Origin of the sequence: Bacillus sp. TL12 (genome assembly GCF_022625245.1) — a bacterium.
Lineage (GTDB): Bacteria > Bacillota > Bacilli > Bacillales > Bacillaceae_G > Bacillus_A.
This window is the reverse complement of sequence record NZ_JAJJBY010000033.1, coordinates 1-17,623: the sequence shown is the minus strand read 5'-3', so window position 1 is coordinate 17,623 and position 17,623 is coordinate 1. Positions and strand designations below refer to the sequence as shown.

The window sequence follows — 17,623 nt, the reverse complement described above, 5'->3', positions numbered from 1 at the left end:
TCATGAATGATGAGAAAGTCTTAGAAATACTAAAAACATTTAGTGAGTACTTAGAAATTGGTGGGTTTACGAATTATATTCTCCGTTCGATTGGTTGGATGATTATTTTAGGGTTATCGTATCTGGTGGATGCATTAGAGGGGATTACAGATAAAATTTTGTTAGTCAAAACATTGTTTGCTTCAGAAGAAATACAATCTTTTGTGCGAGACTTTCAGCCTCTCTTTTATGTGTTATTTGCGTTTTCGCTCATTTATATCGGATACACGTTAATATTCAATCGGAAAACAAATCGTGAACAGATTGCAGTGAACGTCTTTATCAGTATGGGTGTAATTGTGCTACTAAGTACGGCGATGATGCAAGCGGATAAATTTACAGATAAGGCAATTAAGGCAGTAGATCTCAAAGGGGATGGAACTACAAGTGAAAAGATTATAAAAGAGGGTCTTACAGATGTAGCGCAATTTGATATAGGAGAATGGAAAACTACAAAACTGAAAGAGCCTAATAAAATTTCACAAGAGAACATTAGAAGAATTGATATTTTAGAAAAAATTGATAAAGATTTTAAGATTAGCAAGGATAAAGAATTAACAGATAAGGGGAAGGCAGTTTTAGAAAAGAAACTCAGTGTTGCACCAGATGGAAAAGAAGTTCTTATAGATTTGAAAAATGGTTGGTTTGATTTTTGGCCAGATAAATATTATCGCTGGGACTGGGAGTTCTGGAAAATTGCTCCCTCTTTATTTGTAATTGGGATGACATTACTATTTACAGCAATCAAATTAGGAAAATTATGCTTTGAACTAGCCTTTAGCTACATTCTAGCAAACTTAGTTGCACCAGCAGACGTGGCTAACGGACAAAAAACAAAGCATATCTTGATGAATATTTTAAATGCGTTTCTTATCATGATTATGATTTTCCTTTCATTAAAGCTCTATCTCATTGGTATGAACTATATTCATGAAAATGTAAATGGAATCGCTTATGTCGTGGCTTTAATTTGTTTAAGCCTTGCGGTTGTAGATGGTCCCGTCATTTGTGAACGTCTTTTTGGTATTGACGCAGGACTGAAAAATGGTTGGGGAGTCGTTGCCGGTGGATACGCACTTGGAAAAGGGCTTAGTAAAGCAACTAGTAATATGGCATCCAAAGCGGCTGGTATGTTCAAACGTGCAGGAAGTGGTGCATTACAAGTCGGTGCAGGTGTCACAGGTGTTGTAAGTGGCTATAAAAATGCAGGGAAAACAAGTGGTAGTGAACAAGAAAATCAGAAGCAATCTAAAGAACAAAAAGGTAAGGAAAATGGAACGGAAAGTAAGGAAAAACAAAGCGGTGCCGAGGGCGGCGCAACTGGAACTGATAATGCAACTTTACAAAATGAAATAGATCAATCCAGTTATGGAAAAGAAAATAATCAAGCGTCCCAAGGCGAGGCAGATAACGGCGCTGTGTCCTTGCAAGATGAAATCAAATCATCCGGTTTTGATAAAGATGCTCAAAATGGAGAACGTGGATCTTCAGCTAATTTAACAAAAAGCACAGCAGGAGGAGCGAATGGTTCCAAAACGCAAGGGATTACACCTTCTCAAAATAAGAAGAATGCAAGTGAGAATCCAACTCGTGTGAATGGTAATAACGGTGCGCCATTACGTGTATCAGGCGGATCTCAACCAAGTAGTAGTGGAGCACCATCAAGTGCATCAGAACCATCTCAACCAAGCCATAACGGAACAGTTTCAAGTGGTGAAAGCTCTTCTGGTTCATCTCGTCCGGTAGATACAGAACCAACTTCTACAGAGGATATTCCAGCACCGCAAAGAGAAAACCGTACAATTGGGCAATATGCAAAAGAGCGTCTTTCTAATGCATTTCATAATTCTCCAACCGTACAAAAGACAAGACGTTCTTATCAGCTTGGACAAAATACAGGAGAGGGCTTGCGAAACAAACGAAAAGATAAGAATGAAGGGCAAAATACCAATCAGAATCCACCCAAAAATCGTAGAAAAGATGCATAGGTTACAACACAGTAAGCATACATGGAATGCTTATTTTTTTTCGGTCTTAGAATCTAATTCTGGAGGTTACAGCTATGAATTATCAAGTTGCAACGCAGATCAAAGTGAATAAAGGTTCTCTTTCACCTTATGAAGTTCATGTGAAAGTGAAATATGAGGATCCATTGTTTGAATCACGTATACAAGAACTTGTAAAAAAGTATGATCCGGTTCTGTATACAAGTCGAAGAGATTTTTTAACGAGTTGGATAGTAAACTCCAAATGGAATGTGTCAATTCTTAGCTTAGAAGAGGAAAGAAGAATGGATTTCCTACGAAATAAAGATTCAATGGAAACTCTCATGAGGTTATTACCTAAAAGGTTTGATTTTCAAGAGGGCGTGTATGCATTTAAACAACGGAGTGACGCAGAAGAAGTGAGTTTGAAAATGTTGCATGTAATTGAAAAATTTCTAGAGAAAGAAAGTAAGATATATGCTCAAATTTCATGATTCGTGGGGAGGTAATGTAAATGGCGAACTATCGCATTCCAAAGGAAATACGAACCGAATTAAAGATTAACAAAGTGCTATTTCTTTTTGACCTACTGTTTATTATAGGACTTGTGGTTTTCACCATGACAACCAAGCCCTTGGTGCATCCGATGTTTCAAATTCCCTATTATATTTTTATGTTGATCGTAGGAGTCCTTTTAATTGTCCGTCCCAGTACAAACCCGCAAAAACGGATGTTTGAGGTACTGTTTATTATGTTAGCTCGAAAACGCTCTACGTATTGTGCAATTGACCAGGAACAAGACTAAAGGAGGAAATGGAATGGCATTATTCAATGAAAAAGAAATGAATAACGGAGTAGGAAAGAAGAGCGAAGCCAAGCCGTCTCCGCAATTGCCAAAGCAAGAAAAAAAGCCAGGGGGAGTCGTAAAAATCAAAGGATTTCAGGAAAAGAAAGAAGCACAACCAACGGTTGCTCCTTTGAGAGAAGAAGAAATGCCGGTAAAGAAAAAGAAGAAAAACTTGATGCAACATCTTGGAAAAAAGAAAAAAGATGTTGTGAAAAAAACAGCGAAGATTGACGAGGATTCGGGAAGCAAAGGGAAGACAGAAAAAGAGAAGAAAGCCAAAAAGAAAGAGAAGCCACCTCATATCAAAAAGAGTATTGCTGAGGTGATTCCGATTATTGATATGACAGAATCAGGGGTCTTTGAATTTCGAGAAGAACAAGGTTTTGTAGATATCTTACAGATCCAGGGTACGGATATTTATTCGATGAACGAAGAAGAGGCAGAATATGCGATTTATCACCTTGCACATTATTATCAATCATACCAAGAGTCCATCAAGATTGTATCTATGAATTTTCCAGTTTCTACAGAACGACAACAACGTTTTCTACTGAAGAAAATTGAAACATGCCAGAATCCGTTATATGAACGCTTCCTCGTACAAAAATTGAAAGAACTTCAGTATTTAGAGTGGGGGCGCACAAACCGGGAGTACTTTTTATTTGTGTATGGTGAGAACGAATTTGTTGTGAAAGAGCGGGTGGAATCGTCAAAACGGTACTTACAACGATGCATACCATTGTTAGAAATGGAAGAGGAAAAGAAAATAGAAATTTTATATAAATTGCATAATCAAAATTCAAAAATTGGTATGAAAAAATAAGAAGAGGTGATGAATGTGTCTGTACTTAATTTTTTAAAAAGAAAGCAAAAGAAAGAAGAGAAAAAAGAAAAGAAACAAATCAATAAGGAATTCGTTTCCCAGATTCAACCGCAAGGGGGCATTCAATTTAAAGAAGTATATGTTCAAGGTGGAGATGGATTACAAACTTGCATTCATGTATACGGGTATCAGACAACGGTAAATGATTTTTGGCAAGAGCCTATTATGAATATGCCGAATGTTATTACAACACTTGACATTATCAGTGATAGCCGAAAAGTTGTGGTTGAAGCGATTAATAAATCAATGGCAGAACAAAGCGTTAGACATGCGAACGCTAAAGATAATATCGAACGAATTGAAGCGGAACAACAGTTTAGTGAGTTAGAAACGTTATATCAACAAGTATCCAAAGGAGAGGTGCTGAAGCGAGTACATTTGCGCATTTATATTTCAGCACGAACGATGACAGAGTTAGAAAAACAAGCAAAAGAAGTCATGGAAACACTTGAGTTGTACAACTTTAGAGGTGCCATCTTTTTAAATGAACAAGAATATGAATGGGCATCCCTTACATCAAGCTTCGAGATGCAAAAGAAATATATCAATAAACGAAATGGGAAAGAAATACCGGCTCTTTCTTTAGCGGGAGGGTTTCCATTTCATTTTACCTTTCTAAATGATCCATATGGGATTTACTATGGCACGACCAAAACAAAAGGGAGTGTCATTTTTGATTTGTTCCATAAAGATAAACAACGAAAGAGTTATAACGGTGTTGTAATTGGTAAAATGGGAGCCGGCAAGTCAACCTTATTGAAAAAAATTATGAGTGATAATGCAATGAAGGGATATAAGATTCGTGGGTTTGATATTACAGGTGAGTTTGAAGATATTGTGCAAGAGTATAACGGGAAGCAAATTGCATTAGATGGATCGCAAGGACAAATCAATCCGCTTCAAGTATATAAAACGGCTAAAACAGAAGAAGGTTCGTTTACCCAGCATTTATCTAAAATGAGTATCTTTTATCGCTTTATTGCGCCAGAAGCAAAAGATGATGAAATTAAGGAGTATGAGAATTTACTGCGTAAAATGTATGTAGCTAAGAAATTATGGAGTGATGAATCAGGAGCTGTCAATCATATTACGAGTTTACCAGCAAAGGAATATCCGATTTTCTCCGATTATTTACATTTTGTTCGTACAGAATTATATGAAGATATAAAGGAAGGAATATACCGTTCTAATGTGAGTCCGACTCGTAAGGAACGGCTAGAACTGATTGAATTAAACCTTATTAATTTAGTAGACAATTATAGACATTTATTTAACGGTATTTCCACGATAGAAGATTTCTCTAAAGAGCAAATCGTCTTTTTTTCATTGCGCCATCTCATGAGTTTAAAAGAAGAAATCTATCAAGCACAGATTTTCAGTGTGATGAACTTGATGTGGGATGAGATGTTAGAAAACGGATTGCCACAGTGGAAAGCCTTTGATAGAAAAGAAATACAATTTGAAGATGTGATTCGTTATCTCATTATCATGGATGAAGCCCATCATTTGATTAATACGAGTGAACGTAGTCAACATGCGGTGGATTTCACGATTAAGTTTAGTCGAGAAGCACGTAAATATTTTGCAGGGATTGTATTTGCAAGTCATTCTATCCGAGACTTTGTGCCAGAGGATGCAAGTGTGGCAGCAGTAGAAAAAATTAAGACACTCTTTGAGCTTACGCAGTACAAATTTATTATGCAACAAGACAGCAACAACCTAGATATGTTACGACGAGTGTTTGCGGGACAAATCAGTACAAGTGAACTGAATGAAATACCATTTTTACCAACAGGAGATGTGCTCTTATGTATCAGTGCCGTAAAGAATATTTTATTTAAAGTCGATGTGACAGAAGAAGAGTTAGCTGTATTTGGAGGAGGGGCATAATTCATGCATCTTGTACTGAAGATAATTCCGAAAAAGTGGCTCATTGTGATTGCTCTTAGTCTACTTTTTCTTCTTGGGACCTTTCTTATAGGAGCTACAATGACACTAATCGGTGGGATGGAAGGGAATAAAAAACAAGGGGATATTACATACCCACAGGGTGGTATGGGGACAGCAAATGTTTCGGCTGAAGTGTTGAAATGGGAACCTACCATTCGGAAGTATGCGCAGGAATTTGGTGTAGAAGCGTTTGTTCCATTAATGTTGGCTCAAATGATGCAGGAGAGTGGCGGACGTGGACTGGATCCTATGCAATCTTCTGAAGGAGCATATAACACAAAGTATTGTAAAGCACCAAACTGTATTACGGATCCTGATTACTCTATTTGGGCGGGAGTACAAGAATTTAAGCATGCAATTGAGCGAGCGGGAGTTACGGGACCAGGTGATATGGATCACATTAAAACCGCTTTGCAGGCTTACAACTTTGGAACGGGATTCTTTGATTTTATTGCAAAAAACGGTGGGAAGTACACAAAAGAATTAGCGATTCAGTTCTCCGCAGAAACATATCAGAAAGTAAAACATACGGGTATATATCGTTGTGTAAGACCTGAAATGATACCCTATGGGGCATGTTATGGCGACGCCTTATATGTTGATGCGGTGCTGAAATATTATATACCTGGCGTACCCGTAAATGGCGGTGGAGGAAGCGCAGGAGGCGGTTCTTCTGGCTCGCAAGTTGCTGATGTAGGGCGTCAATGGATTGGACGTTCTACGTATGTATTTGGTGGTGGACGAAAACAATCTGAAATTGCTGTAGGTATATTTGATTGTTCAAGTTTTGTCCGCTGGGCATTTGAACAAGTGGGGATGAATGTGGGTTCTGTGGGACTGGTGAGTACAGAAACTTTGAATAAAATTGGTACACAAATTTCACCAATGGAAATGAAAGCTGGTGATGTTATTTTCTTTGATACGTATAAACACGATGGTCATGTTGGGATTGTCATTGACCAGAATACATTCATTGGTTGTCAAACGAATAAAGGAGTTTCAATCGAAAATCTATCGAATCCATATTGGAGTCGGGTCTTTAAAGGGCATGTAAGACGTTTCTAAAATGATAACAAAACTGGATAGGAGATTACAAGTTAAGGAGGCGGAATGAGTGAGTGAAACGAATGAAAAAGATAAAAGAAAAGTCTGGTTTGTAACGCTTGCGATTGTTATTGCAGGCGTTACTTTTTTGAACATCTTTTTGTATTCTCGTAACGATGAAACGGGTAATGTAAAGCAATTAAAAGTTCGTAACCAGGTGTTACAAACTGAAAATGAGGAGCTGAAAAAGAAAGTAAAAGGAACACTTCCTTCGGAACAAGAACAAGAGCGACAATCGTATCTTTCGGCAGTCGAGAAGTTTATTCAGTTATCCTTTCATCGAGAAAAGCAGGGGTATGAAGGACGAAGAGAACAAGCAAAAAAATTAATGAAGGATGAAGTGTTTCAGCTCTTTTATCCAACGGATACATTTGAAATGGAGGACACATACGTATCTAAGCCATCTGATATGAAGTTATATTTACAAGACTATAAAATTGGTGCTTCTCAGATAGAAGTGATCGCAGAATTTCAAAATACCGTGACGATTGGTGCGAATGGAACAACGGATAAAACGAAAAATGTGATGAAAGTAACGGTGCAAAAAAATCAAGAGAGTTGGCAAATAACCAATGTAGAAGAACTAGCAGTTCAAATCGTTACATCTTAAAAAAAGTGAGGTGTTGAGTAAATGGAAGTTGTAAATAATGGTGTGAATTTAAGACGTAAAAAATCATGGATATATGGATTGATTGTAGGATTTATGTTTTTTGGTTTTTTTGGCTTTTTTACTTCGAAATTATATTTACCCTATGAAGAACCAGTCTATCATACAGAGCTGAAAAAGCCGGTTACGTTATTTGGAAATCGAACCATGACGATCGAGAAAAGAGCGTATGATCCAGCTTCTCATACAGTAGAGATGTATCTTCATGTAGAGGGAGGAGATGGAGAAAAGTATCAGTTCCAGGCACAAGAAAAAGCAAATCCGAATCTTCAATTACCAGTAAAAGTGGTGTACCAAGATGATGAAAATATGGTTGTACAAGTGAAAGAACTATCTCCAAAATGGCAAGCAGTTGCGCTCGATGTATTTGAAAAAAATAATCGAGATGTAACAGTAGAGACAAAGCAAAAGGCTGAAGGAGAAAGCGAAACTTCAAAAGAAGATGAAAAGCAAACATTCTTAAAATCATTCTTCTCCGATCAAAAGAAAACAGAAATAGAAGAGGGTATTTCACAAAAGAGTAAAGGTGATTATGCGAAAGTGTTTATCGGTATGGAACAAAAAATATTAAAAGAAAAAGTAAAACAATACGATGAAGCCATGAAACAAGAAACGTCTAAGCAAACAGAATGGCAAAAGCAAATCACGGAATGGAAGAACGATTCTAAGTACCAAACTGAAACGGAAAAAATGGAAACCGACGCAAAAATTAACTCAAAAGAAACGAATATTAGCTAGTCAAAAGAGAAGGTTGAACTATACAAATGGGAGCAAGGTCAAGTGAAAGAAAAGATTAAAAAATTAGATGAGAAAGCAAAAGATGTAGAGCGTTCGTGAAAAAAGTGTAGTGTACCTTGAATGTACTTTCAGGGTTTTTAGGTGTACCTTGAGTGCACTTTTAATAGATTTTTAGTGTACCTTGACTAAACTTTGGAAGATATTGACTGTACCTTGAGTGTACTTTCGAAAGACTTTCATGACCCCACGATTTTACTAGGCTTTGCCTAGTCCCACACCCTCGGTGGGGGCAAAAATCCCTTATGCTCTTCTCACTCTTGGGTGTAGTGTTCTGAACGAATGGAGGCGAAATAACAGATGGACATTAAAATCCGAAATTTGAGTCCAGTTGCGATCAAAAGATTAGATGAAATTGCAAAGAAGAAAAACATTTCAAGACAGGAATTTTTAAAAGGACAAATAGAAACATTGGCGTTTTACCGTGAACAACAAAATCGTGAATTGTATCTTCAACAGTTGCTAGAAAAAAATATCTATGCGATGGAAAGTTGTTTCGAAGCTGTAAAAGAAATGAATGCCTTTTTACAAATGATGACGCAGGATGATGAAGTATGAGTCAATCAACAAGTCCTTCACAAGCAACGGTGACGCCTGGTGTTGTGACTGTGTCTCGTTTTGTTACGGCGGATGGAAAAACATTTCAGGATTATGTGGAGTATGTCGACCGAGAAGATGCGAAGAGAGAAGGGGAAGCACATCAGAAAATGTTTTCTCTGTATCAGGATTATATGGGAGATGCAGAGAAGGCATCTTCCCTCTTCACAGAGCATAGTAACGGTTTAAAGGAAAATGAAAAGAAAGACCTCAAAAAGATGTTTCAGCTCGCTCAAAAGAATAAAAGTATTATGTGGCAAGATGTCATCACGTTTGATAATCATTGGCTCGCTGAACATGGTGTGTATGATCCTAGAACACGTACTGTAGATGAAACAAAATTAATGGATGTTACCCGATTAGCAATGAAAGAAATGTTAAAAAGAGAAAAGTTAGAACATACAGCGATTTGGTCAGGAGCAATTCACTATAATACGGATAACCTTCATATTCATGTCGCAACTGTTGAGCCATTTCCAACGAGAGATCGTGGGAAGCGAAAACAAAAAACATTGGATGCGATGAAAGGAAAAGTTGTTCAAAATATTATGGATCGTGGTCAGGAACAAAAACAGATTAATGATTTGATTCGAAAGAATATGGTTGCGAAAAAGAAAGAAGATTCCACATTCACATGGCGCAATCGAGAACTAAAGCCATTGTTTAAATTTATTTATCAGCGTTTACCAGAAGACAAAAGGCAATGGCAATATAGCTACAATACATTGCGTCCTTTACGCCCTCATTTGGATGCATTAACGCAAAAATATGTTGAGAAGCATCATAAGGAAGATTATAAACAGTTTCTTCAAAAGTTAGATGAAGAAGTGGAGGTATTAAAGAGAGCGTATGGAGAAGGCCCTAGTGATAAGAAACGATATGAAAATTATAAGGAGAATAAAATAGAAGAGCTTCATAAGCGAATGGGTAACGCATTTTTGCAAGAGATGAAAGTATACGATAAAGAACGTCAGCGTATCGATAAAATGTTAGAACGAAAACCCAGAGAGCGAAGAAACTTTCAGCAAAATGTTTCGATGCAGTATGCGCTAAGAAAAATGGAAGGTGCGTTCAAAAGTGAATATGAAAGTTGGAAAAATCAACGTTACTATGAACGCCTTCAGAGAGAAATCCAACAACAAAATGAGAGGGGATATGAACGATGAGTAAGGTAAGACGTGTACTAAAGTTAGAAAAAGAAACTGATGATTATCTTATGGCATTTAAAGAAGAACATAAAATTAGATATAACGGAGTTGCTTTGGCGCAAATCTTTAAAGAACATAAAGAAGCGAAACAGCAAGAATGGTCGCTTCGATATATTACAGAAGTCGTGACCAAGCACCTTCATGAGGTGTTGAAAGAAGAACTTACAAAAATCCGACTTGGAACGAATAGTGCTGATAAAAATACACAAATGTTAATTGAGTTTATGAATGGCATCTATGAACATGAACAGTATCAAGGAGTGTGTACAACTGATATTGCAGAAACAGAAGCAACAAAACATATAAGAGAAGTAGTAGAGGAGAGAATTGCACATAAACGACAAAAGAAGGTGGATTATCAAGCTTCGAGGGGACAAACAAAAGAAGTGTTTGTTCCAATTGAGGAGGTGAACCTATAGAGCTACTTGAAGAGATTGTGAGGAAGAAATATCAATACAATTAAAAGGAAAAGGGGAAAAAGAAATGTTACTATTTCATGAAGAAATTGAACTTGGAATCATAAAATCTATTGGCGAAAGAGAAGTTACTTTTCACGTCGCAAATCAAGAAATTACAATCCCATTAACAGAAGAGGAAGAACAAGAGTTATTTGATTATATTGAGCTTCCAGAAAATGATTTACTGATTCCCATCAACATGAAAACTCATAAAATATGTGTTCCAACAGACTTAGAAACCTGGAATGAAGAAACGATGGATGAATTAATAGAAGCTTCATCAAAGGGAGCGGAAAACAATGAGTAAAAAGCGTTCCCCTGTTTCATTTGAAGAGAAAAAACAAAAAGTAGTAGCACTAACAAAAAAGATGGAAAAGAGCATAGAGGGTTATTTTCGTACACCTGAAGACTTAAAAGAATATTTGTCATTTATGGCAAAGTTTTATCGCTATTCACCATCTAATATTGCATTAATACAGAATCAATTTGAGGGATCCAGAGCCGTGGGTTCCTTTTCTTTTTGGAAAGAAAAAGGATTCTCCGTTAAAAAAGGTGAGAAAGGCATTCAGATTCTAGTTCCGAACCAGACGACAACAAAATTCAAAGGTAAAGATGGTACTTGGAAACCCGTTGCGAAGGCAAATGAAGAAGAGAAGAAGCAAATTGAATCTAAAAGTGTAGAAGTGAAACCAGGTCGCTTATATTTTTCTGTCGGCTATGTATTCGATGTGTCACAAACGAACGCGAAAGCGGAAGATTTACCTCGTATTTTTCCAAATCGTTGGCTAGAAGGAACTGTGAAAGATTATAAGAGTTTGTACAAAGGAATGGAAGCTATTGCAGAAAAGAACGGTGTGAAAATTATTGAACCGAAACATGAGCTTGGGGTTGCAAAGGGGGTGAGCTATACCCTAACAAAAGAAGTTGCTTTAAATCCACGAAATAGTGAATTACAGAATGTAAAAACGCTCCTTCATGAGCTAGCGCATGCCAAACTTCATACAGCCGAAACACACATGAATTACACGGCACCTGAAAAAGAGTTTCAAGCAGAAATGACAGCTTATACGGTTTCTTCGTATTTCGGAATTGATACCAGCGAGTATTCGTTAGGATACTTAGCCAACTGGACACAAGGAAAAGAATTAAAAGAGAAATCAAAATTACTAAAAGAAGTACATGAAACTTCTACTGAATTTATTGAAACCATTGAAAACATTTTGGAAAAAGAGAAAGAACAAATACAAGAAAAAGAGGTGGAAAGTATGGGAAATGTAAAAGAAACACCTGTTCATTTGGTAACGATTGAAGTCTTGGATAAGGATAAACAAGATGAGGAAGTTGCAAGAATACACATGATGGATGCCGTGACAAAAGAAATCAACTACTTATCAGTATGGAATCCTGATAAGTCTGATCGAGACGACTTATATGTTTCTTTAATGGAGAAAAGCGGTAGTCGAGAAAATGTCTATTTAGACAACATTTTGAAACCAGATGTATATGAAAAAGTTCAGAATTCCATCTTCGACGGAAAAGGCAATCAATCGTTTCTTCTACATGAAAAGGATGCAATCATGAGCCTAGATGAAATAGTAAAGGATGAACGATGTGGTGTTTTGGTAGATAAAGCAGAGGAACAAAAAAATCCATCATTTAGTGAAAAAGAAGTGGAATTGTATAAAGAGATGAAGAAAGAAGGATATGCGCCCATTGGCTCTCTTGAACAAAAATTAAATCCACTTCCTCACACAGCTAAACATGTTACGGCTTCGATGGAAAAAGAATTAAGTGAAAAATATGAAGCATTTAAGCGGGCTCAATCTAATGAAACGGTGAACGATATTGACAGTATTATAAGCCGTGTACAAGTGGAAGAGCGTTATTTTGCAACCAAAAATGTAGCAATTGATAATGAACTCATTACCCAAGAATCTGTTAATCAGTTAGAAAGTAAAGTACAGGAAAAGTTGAACAAAGAAGGGGTTATGGTTACGAAGCAGACCGAATCGAAAGTGGTTGATCGGGAAAAACAATTTGAGCCATTCTCGAACTTTGCACAATTCCAAAATGTTGCAAAGAAAAAGGAACAGGAAATAGGATTGGAGCGATAACCTATTGATTTCCTACGAATAAATCATGAAATAATGTCATCACTTATCGTAGAGAGCGAAAAGTGATTTTTTATTATAAAGGAGGAAGCGAAAAATGAATATACAAGAACAACTGAAGCAAGAAGAAATCAAAGAAGCTTTGTATAAACAAGCACTTCAGATGACTGGAAAACAAAAAGAAAGGTTTCCTGAAGGGAATATGTATGAAAAACGAAGAGGAGTTGAACCTGGTGTTACTCGTTTTGCGATTCCATCTGTGACAAGCGCAATGGACTGGGGGCAAGGAGATATTACAATTGATGTTCATCATGATACGGGGAAAGTGAGAGTATATGAACAAGAAATAGATGGTGAGAATTGGTCGAAATCCTTTTTTCGACTTACAGGAGAGAAGCAGTTGTCTGATGTGGTGAAAAATTTGATAAAAGAAAGAGCGATTGAGCGGCAAAGAATGGATGAAATAGCCAATCAAAAGATGGAAAATCAAGTAGAACAGTCTTTCCCATCTCTAGATCCATTAGATGAAAAAAATCAAGTGGTAATACCTAAAGAATTGCCTAAAGAGGCTTATAAGGAGTCATATAAGGAACAAGTTTTAGAAGAGATTGCTCCTTCCAAAGAAGAGAAACAATATAAAGAACAGTATAAGATTGAAGTACTAGCAATGCTAGGAAGTGAGAAAGAAAAGTCATCCGATCAAAAAGAACAGGTACAAAAAAAAGAGAACAAAGAAACTTCCCTAGAAAAACAAGAAGAAAAGTATTCCAAAAGTAGGGAAGAACGTGTCAAAGAAATGAAAGAATTCGAGAAAATACATTCTTATCCTGAAGTATACAAGCTAAAGAAAGAAGCGCTTCAGGAATTGAAAGGGCTGAACTTGACAGATTCCCAGCGGGAAAAGCTGACGAATATTGAAAAAGCCCTAGATCAAGAAAAACAGGAATATGATAAAAATAGTAAAAAAGAGTCTAACCAGGAGAAACAGGAGAAAGAACCAAAAATTCAAAATAAATTCGCACAGCTTTTTCATCGGTTTAAAGGTGTGAAAAAGAACGAACAGCCAAAAGAGGCGGAAATGGAACATGCTAGATAGATATAGGTTGAGGAGAGTACTGTGAAACAGTGCTCTTCTTCTTTTTAAAAGCGAAAGGAGAGAAAAGAATGGTAAACATTGTTGAAATTGTAGACATCGACTATACGGGTGTATGGGCGGAAACAAAAAATGCTGAAGAATTGATTTTTATTTCTTTTCCAAAAGAAAAAATTCAAATGGCACGTGAAATATTGTCAGAGAAAAAGCAAATGTATGTGTTTTTGCAGAAAGATTGGGAATGGAGAAAGATGTCATGAATCCATGGCTATTTGCTGGTTGTATGTTGCTTGTAGTCGTGGCATTGAACATTTGTTTATGGATGGGGCAATGTGTGATGAAACGCTTCAAAATGCGGAGAATCAAGCGTCAAAATTAAAGATGTTACATACATGAGGAGGAATGGGTAATGGGAAAAACATTATTTATTGCGGAAAAGCCGAAAGTTGCATACGAATTATTGAAATCACCACGTTTTAGAAATGCAGAGAAACATATGGGGAGCAAACCTTATTTTGGGTACTTTGAGAACCATCAGTACATTATTAGTTGGTGTTCCGGTCATTTATTGGAGCTGAAGCATCCAGAAGAAATAGATGAGAGATACAAAGAATTTAAATTTGAACATTTGCCTCTTTTGTTAGAGCCGGAATACAAAGTGAAGCAAGATTATATCGAACAAATCAATATTCTAGTAGATTTGTTGCAACGCCAGGATGTAGATCATGTGGTCAACGCATGTGATGGAGACCGTGAGGGCGAGCTGATTTATCGTGAAATGTATGAATATGCGGGCGTAAATAAACGACAATCTCGCCTTTGGCTTGCTTCGTATGAGCCAGCAGAATTAGAGGCGGGGTTGAACCGATTAGAGCCAGGGGAACACTATGACGGACTTGCAAATTCCGCTAAAGCGAGGCAATACCTAGACTATCTTCTCGGAATCAATGTGACAAGAGGATGTACAACGAAACTTGCTAAAAATCAATTCTTATTGGCAACGGGGCGTGTGCAAATGTGTCTGTTACATGAGATTTGGCAACGTGAGGTAGCCATAGAGAATTATAAGGAACAAACCTACTACAATCTAAAACTCATCACAGATAATGGATTAGAAGCTGTTATGAAGACAGAAGATCAGTTATTAGATCCGGCTCCTTTGCAAAAGCTTGGTGAAAAATTAGTTGGTACAGCACTAACGGTAACAGAGTTTAAAGAGAATACGAGGAAGAAGAAACCGAAATTATTATATAACTTAACGGATCTGTATAAAGATGCCCATGTGAAATTAAAGGTAAGTGCAGAAACCGCAAAAAAATATATTCAGAGTTTATATGAAGAAGGGTGGATTTCGTACCCCCGTTCTTCCTCTAGGCATTTGCCGACTGAAAAGGTAAGCCGGGTACAAGAAGTATTCCAAGCCTTACAGTCTAGCAATTATGCGGATCTGGTTCAACTTGTAGATACGCATACCATTACAGACAAACATGCCACATTTAATGATGAATTGGTAGATAGTCACTTTGCCATCATCCCGACAACAAAACCATATGACGGGACCAATAGAAAACCATTAGAAATTCAATTATATGACCTCATTGTAAAACGATTTATTGGGAACTTTATGCCACCCGCTATTTATTTGGTACGTGAGGTACATTTTATAGATCAAGAGGAAAATATATATAGTGCGAAAGAGAAGGTTCTTCAAGAGAAGGGGTTTTTAAGCGTATTTCATGAGGACATGGAAGAGGGTTCTGTGGAAAGCTTTCAAATCCCTTTTTTATATGAAGGAGACTACTTTCAAGTTGTAAAACATGATTTAATGCAGTCGAAAACTAAGAAGCCAGCATTCCATACAGAGAGCTCTATTCTAACGTTTATGGAGACCGCCGGTCGTAAGTTGGACGATGACCATTTAAAAGAGTTAATGAAGGGAAAACGGATTGGAACAGTTGCGACAGAAGAAACCTTTATTCCAAAACTCGCAACGAGAAATTACATCACAATTACCAATGGCCAAATTCGTACTACGAAAATTGGTCGTGCATTTGTAGAGACATTTCCGATAGATGAAATCAAAAATCCAGCGTATACGGCTGAAATGGAAGGGATGATTCATATGATCGAAAAGAAAGAAATGCCATACGGTGAGTTTGTAGAACAAACGAATACATTTGTAAAAGATACAGTTGAAAAATTAGGAGAAACGGATGAAAAAGTAGCAGACGAAATGATTCGGAATTGGAATCAACAAATTGAAGTGTGTCGTTGCTCATGTAAAAAGGGGAAAATCCTTCATAAAGGAAATTTCTATGGGTGTAGTAATTATCCAGAGTGTGAGATCCGTATGCCAAAGAAAATTAAAGAAAAGGCAATTCCTGAAGCACAAATAAAAAAGCTATTTGAAGGTAAGAAAACGGATCTGTTAAAAGGCTTTAAAACTGGTGAGAAAGAGTTTTCAGCGTATTTAGTATTCCGAGAAGGAAAAGTGCAATTCCAGTTTCCAACGACAGAGGAGCTCTCTCTTGGTAAGTGTCCAGATTGTAAAAAGGGAGATATTCTTCACCGGAAAACATTTTTTGGATGTACAGCATATAAAAATGGTTGTAAGTTCATGTTGCCAGCAAAAATTAAAGAAAAAGCGATTCCTCCTTCTCAAATGAAAAAGATACTTAAGGGACAATGTTCGGACTTCATTCAAGGATTCAAAGGAGAAAAAGGTGAATTTACAGCGGCACTCTATTTGGATAAGGAAGGACTAAAGTTCCGTTTTCCAACAATTGAGGATCGTACACTAGGGAAATGTCCGCTATGCAAGAGCCGAGTCCTTGTAGGGAAATCTCATTACTTATGTGAGCAATATAAAAAGACTTGTGAATTTATTATCCCAGGAGTGGTGTCTGGAAAGAAAATTAGTAGTAACAATGTAATCAAAATATTAGAAAAGAATATGACCGATCAAATCAAAGGATTTGAGTCCAAAAATAATGGGAAGAAATTTGATGCTCGGTTATCTTATAGCACACAAGAGAAACGATTAAAATTCTTATTTGGCAAATAAAAATGAGAGAGAGTGAACGTATTATGAATTTTATAAGAGAAATGAAAGAATTTAATATCAATCTTCAATCAAGTTGTGATCCGTTAGAAATTTTATTTTTTGAAGAAAGAACATTACAAGGAAGAATTTTTCATGACTATAGATATTATCGTTTTCTTTCTAACTTGTTCACCGTAGAAACTCTTGAACATTACCTAGAAGGTGAAATGGAGTTTCAAGATATTCTAGAAGAAAGGGAAAAACCTGAAGAGAATTTGCCACATTTGGATGAACTTTTACTCAAATTGGAACCTCGATTAGAGCATGTAAGAGCAAAAAAAAGACCGATGTTAGATCTTAAACAAACAATTATTATGAAAGCATTATTACAATCAGATTCTGTGCATATTCCCATCGTCTATCTTGGGCGATCCATACACAAATATAAACTATTAACCTTGTTATCGATTGTTGATTGGTCATGCGATGTTATGCATTCATATGGTTCAGGTTGCTGTGATATAACGGTGTTGATCGACCTAGACAAGGAGTTTCACACGTCTGAATTTGAGATTATGCTACCCTTACAAGAAATGAAGCATTTAATTTGTAAATTAGAAGAAAATAAGCTATTCCAATACTCGTCGACTGATGAAGATAATGTGGTAGATTGGATTCGTTTTACTGAAAATTATTATATAGAAAAAAATCAAAAAGTAATGAAGTTGATGAATGAAAAGCTATGCTGTTATACGGTTACTAAAAACCCATTTGATATTTTCACAGAGCCAAAGGACAAAAATATAGGGAATATGATACCGATAGGAGAGAACTGATACAAAC

The 17,623-nt window shown here is 36.7% G+C and carries 18 protein-coding genes; all 18 read left to right on the top strand.

The window, feature by feature from the left end; translation table 11 throughout:
• Window positions 1-2 precede the first annotated feature (2 nt).
• The 18 genes from LOK41_RS22445 to LOK41_RS22365 all read left to right on the top strand — a co-directional run bounded on the left by LOK41_RS22445 (window position 3) and on the right by LOK41_RS22365 (window position 17,616).
• A complete protein-coding gene (locus LOK41_RS22445; RefSeq protein WP_241818371.1) occupies window positions 3-2,027 on the top strand; it encodes a pLS20_p028 family conjugation system transmembrane protein in 2,025 nt (674 codons plus the stop codon).
• A 74-nt stretch (window positions 2,028-2,101) separates the two neighbouring features.
• The gene (locus tag LOK41_RS22440) at window positions 2,102-2,518 is read left to right on the top strand and encodes a hypothetical protein (RefSeq protein WP_241818370.1); all 417 of its coding nucleotides are present in this window, start codon (window positions 2,102-2,104) and stop codon (window positions 2,516-2,518) included.
• Between the two features lie 20 nt (window positions 2,519-2,538).
• A complete protein-coding gene (locus tag LOK41_RS22435; RefSeq protein WP_241818369.1) occupies window positions 2,539-2,829 on the top strand; it encodes a DUF5592 family protein in 291 nt (96 codons plus the stop codon).
• A 13-nt stretch (window positions 2,830-2,842) separates the two neighbouring features.
• Window positions 2,843-3,694, top strand: a complete 852-nt coding sequence (locus tag LOK41_RS22430; protein ID WP_241818368.1) for a hypothetical protein — start codon at window positions 2,843-2,845, stop codon at window positions 3,692-3,694.
• Between the two features lie 9 nt (window positions 3,695-3,703).
• Complete coding sequence (locus LOK41_RS22425) at window positions 3,704-5,644, top strand: VirB4 family type IV secretion system protein (RefSeq protein ID WP_241818367.1); 1,941 nt, start codon at window positions 3,704-3,706, stop codon at window positions 5,642-5,644.
• A 3-nt stretch (window positions 5,645-5,647) separates the two neighbouring features.
• Window positions 5,648-6,769 (top strand): bifunctional lytic transglycosylase/C40 family peptidase, encoded by a 1,122-nt coding sequence (locus LOK41_RS22420; RefSeq protein ID WP_241818366.1) that lies wholly within the window; start codon window positions 5,648-5,650, stop codon window positions 6,767-6,769.
• A gap of 49 nt (window positions 6,770-6,818) precedes the next feature.
• Window positions 6,819-7,418, top strand: a complete 600-nt coding sequence (locus tag LOK41_RS22415) for a MerR family transcriptional regulator (protein WP_241818365.1) — start codon at window positions 6,819-6,821, stop codon at window positions 7,416-7,418.
• 21 nt (window positions 7,419-7,439) lie between these two features.
• Window positions 7,440-8,213 carry a hypothetical protein gene (locus LOK41_RS22410; protein WP_241818364.1) on the top strand — a complete coding sequence of 258 codons (774 nt, stop codon included), beginning with the start codon at window positions 7,440-7,442 and terminating at the stop codon, window positions 8,211-8,213.
• 357 nt (window positions 8,214-8,570) lie between these two features.
• Window positions 8,571-8,828 (top strand): hypothetical protein, encoded by a 258-nt coding sequence (locus LOK41_RS22405; RefSeq protein ID WP_241818363.1) that lies wholly within the window; start codon window positions 8,571-8,573, stop codon window positions 8,826-8,828.
• Window positions 8,825-10,033: a MobP2 family relaxase gene (gene mobP2 / locus LOK41_RS22400; protein ID WP_241818362.1), complete on the top strand. Its 1,209-nt coding sequence runs from the start codon at window positions 8,825-8,827 to the stop codon at window positions 10,031-10,033. Before LOK41_RS22405 ends, mobP2 begins: the two co-directional genes overlap by 4 nt.
• Window positions 10,030-10,494 carry a hypothetical protein gene (locus LOK41_RS22395; RefSeq protein WP_241818361.1) on the top strand — a complete coding sequence of 155 codons (465 nt, stop codon included), beginning with the start codon at window positions 10,030-10,032 and terminating at the stop codon, window positions 10,492-10,494. The genes mobP2 and LOK41_RS22395 overlap by 4 nt, the downstream gene beginning before the upstream one ends.
• Before the next feature lie 64 nt (window positions 10,495-10,558).
• Window positions 10,559-10,840 carry a hypothetical protein gene (locus LOK41_RS22390; RefSeq protein ID WP_174104021.1) on the top strand — a complete coding sequence of 94 codons (282 nt, stop codon included), beginning with the start codon at window positions 10,559-10,561 and terminating at the stop codon, window positions 10,838-10,840.
• Complete coding sequence (locus tag LOK41_RS22385) at window positions 10,833-12,647, top strand: ImmA/IrrE family metallo-endopeptidase (protein WP_241818360.1); 1,815 nt, start codon at window positions 10,833-10,835, stop codon at window positions 12,645-12,647. Before LOK41_RS22390 ends, LOK41_RS22385 begins: the two co-directional genes overlap by 8 nt.
• 94 nt (window positions 12,648-12,741) lie before the next feature.
• Window positions 12,742-13,740, top strand: coding sequence for a hypothetical protein (locus LOK41_RS22380; RefSeq protein ID WP_241818359.1), 999 nt, complete (start codon window positions 12,742-12,744; stop codon window positions 13,738-13,740).
• A gap of 68 nt (window positions 13,741-13,808) precedes the next feature.
• On the top strand, window positions 13,809-13,997 hold the full coding sequence (locus tag LOK41_RS22375) for a hypothetical protein (protein WP_187427796.1): 189 nt from the start codon (window positions 13,809-13,811) through the stop codon (window positions 13,995-13,997).
• A complete protein-coding gene (locus LOK41_RS29020) occupies window positions 13,994-14,116 on the top strand; it encodes a hypothetical protein (RefSeq protein ID WP_255299145.1) in 123 nt (40 codons plus the stop codon). Before LOK41_RS22375 ends, LOK41_RS29020 begins: the two co-directional genes overlap by 4 nt.
• A 30-nt stretch (window positions 14,117-14,146) precedes the next feature.
• On the top strand, window positions 14,147-16,801 hold the full coding sequence (locus LOK41_RS22370; protein WP_241818358.1) for a type IA DNA topoisomerase: 2,655 nt from the start codon (window positions 14,147-14,149) through the stop codon (window positions 16,799-16,801).
• 2 nt (window positions 16,802-16,803) lie between these two features.
• Entirely contained in the window at window positions 16,804-17,616 is an 813-nt protein-coding gene (locus LOK41_RS22365) for a hypothetical protein (RefSeq protein WP_241818357.1), read from the top strand.
• Window positions 17,617-17,623 lie beyond the last annotated feature (7 nt).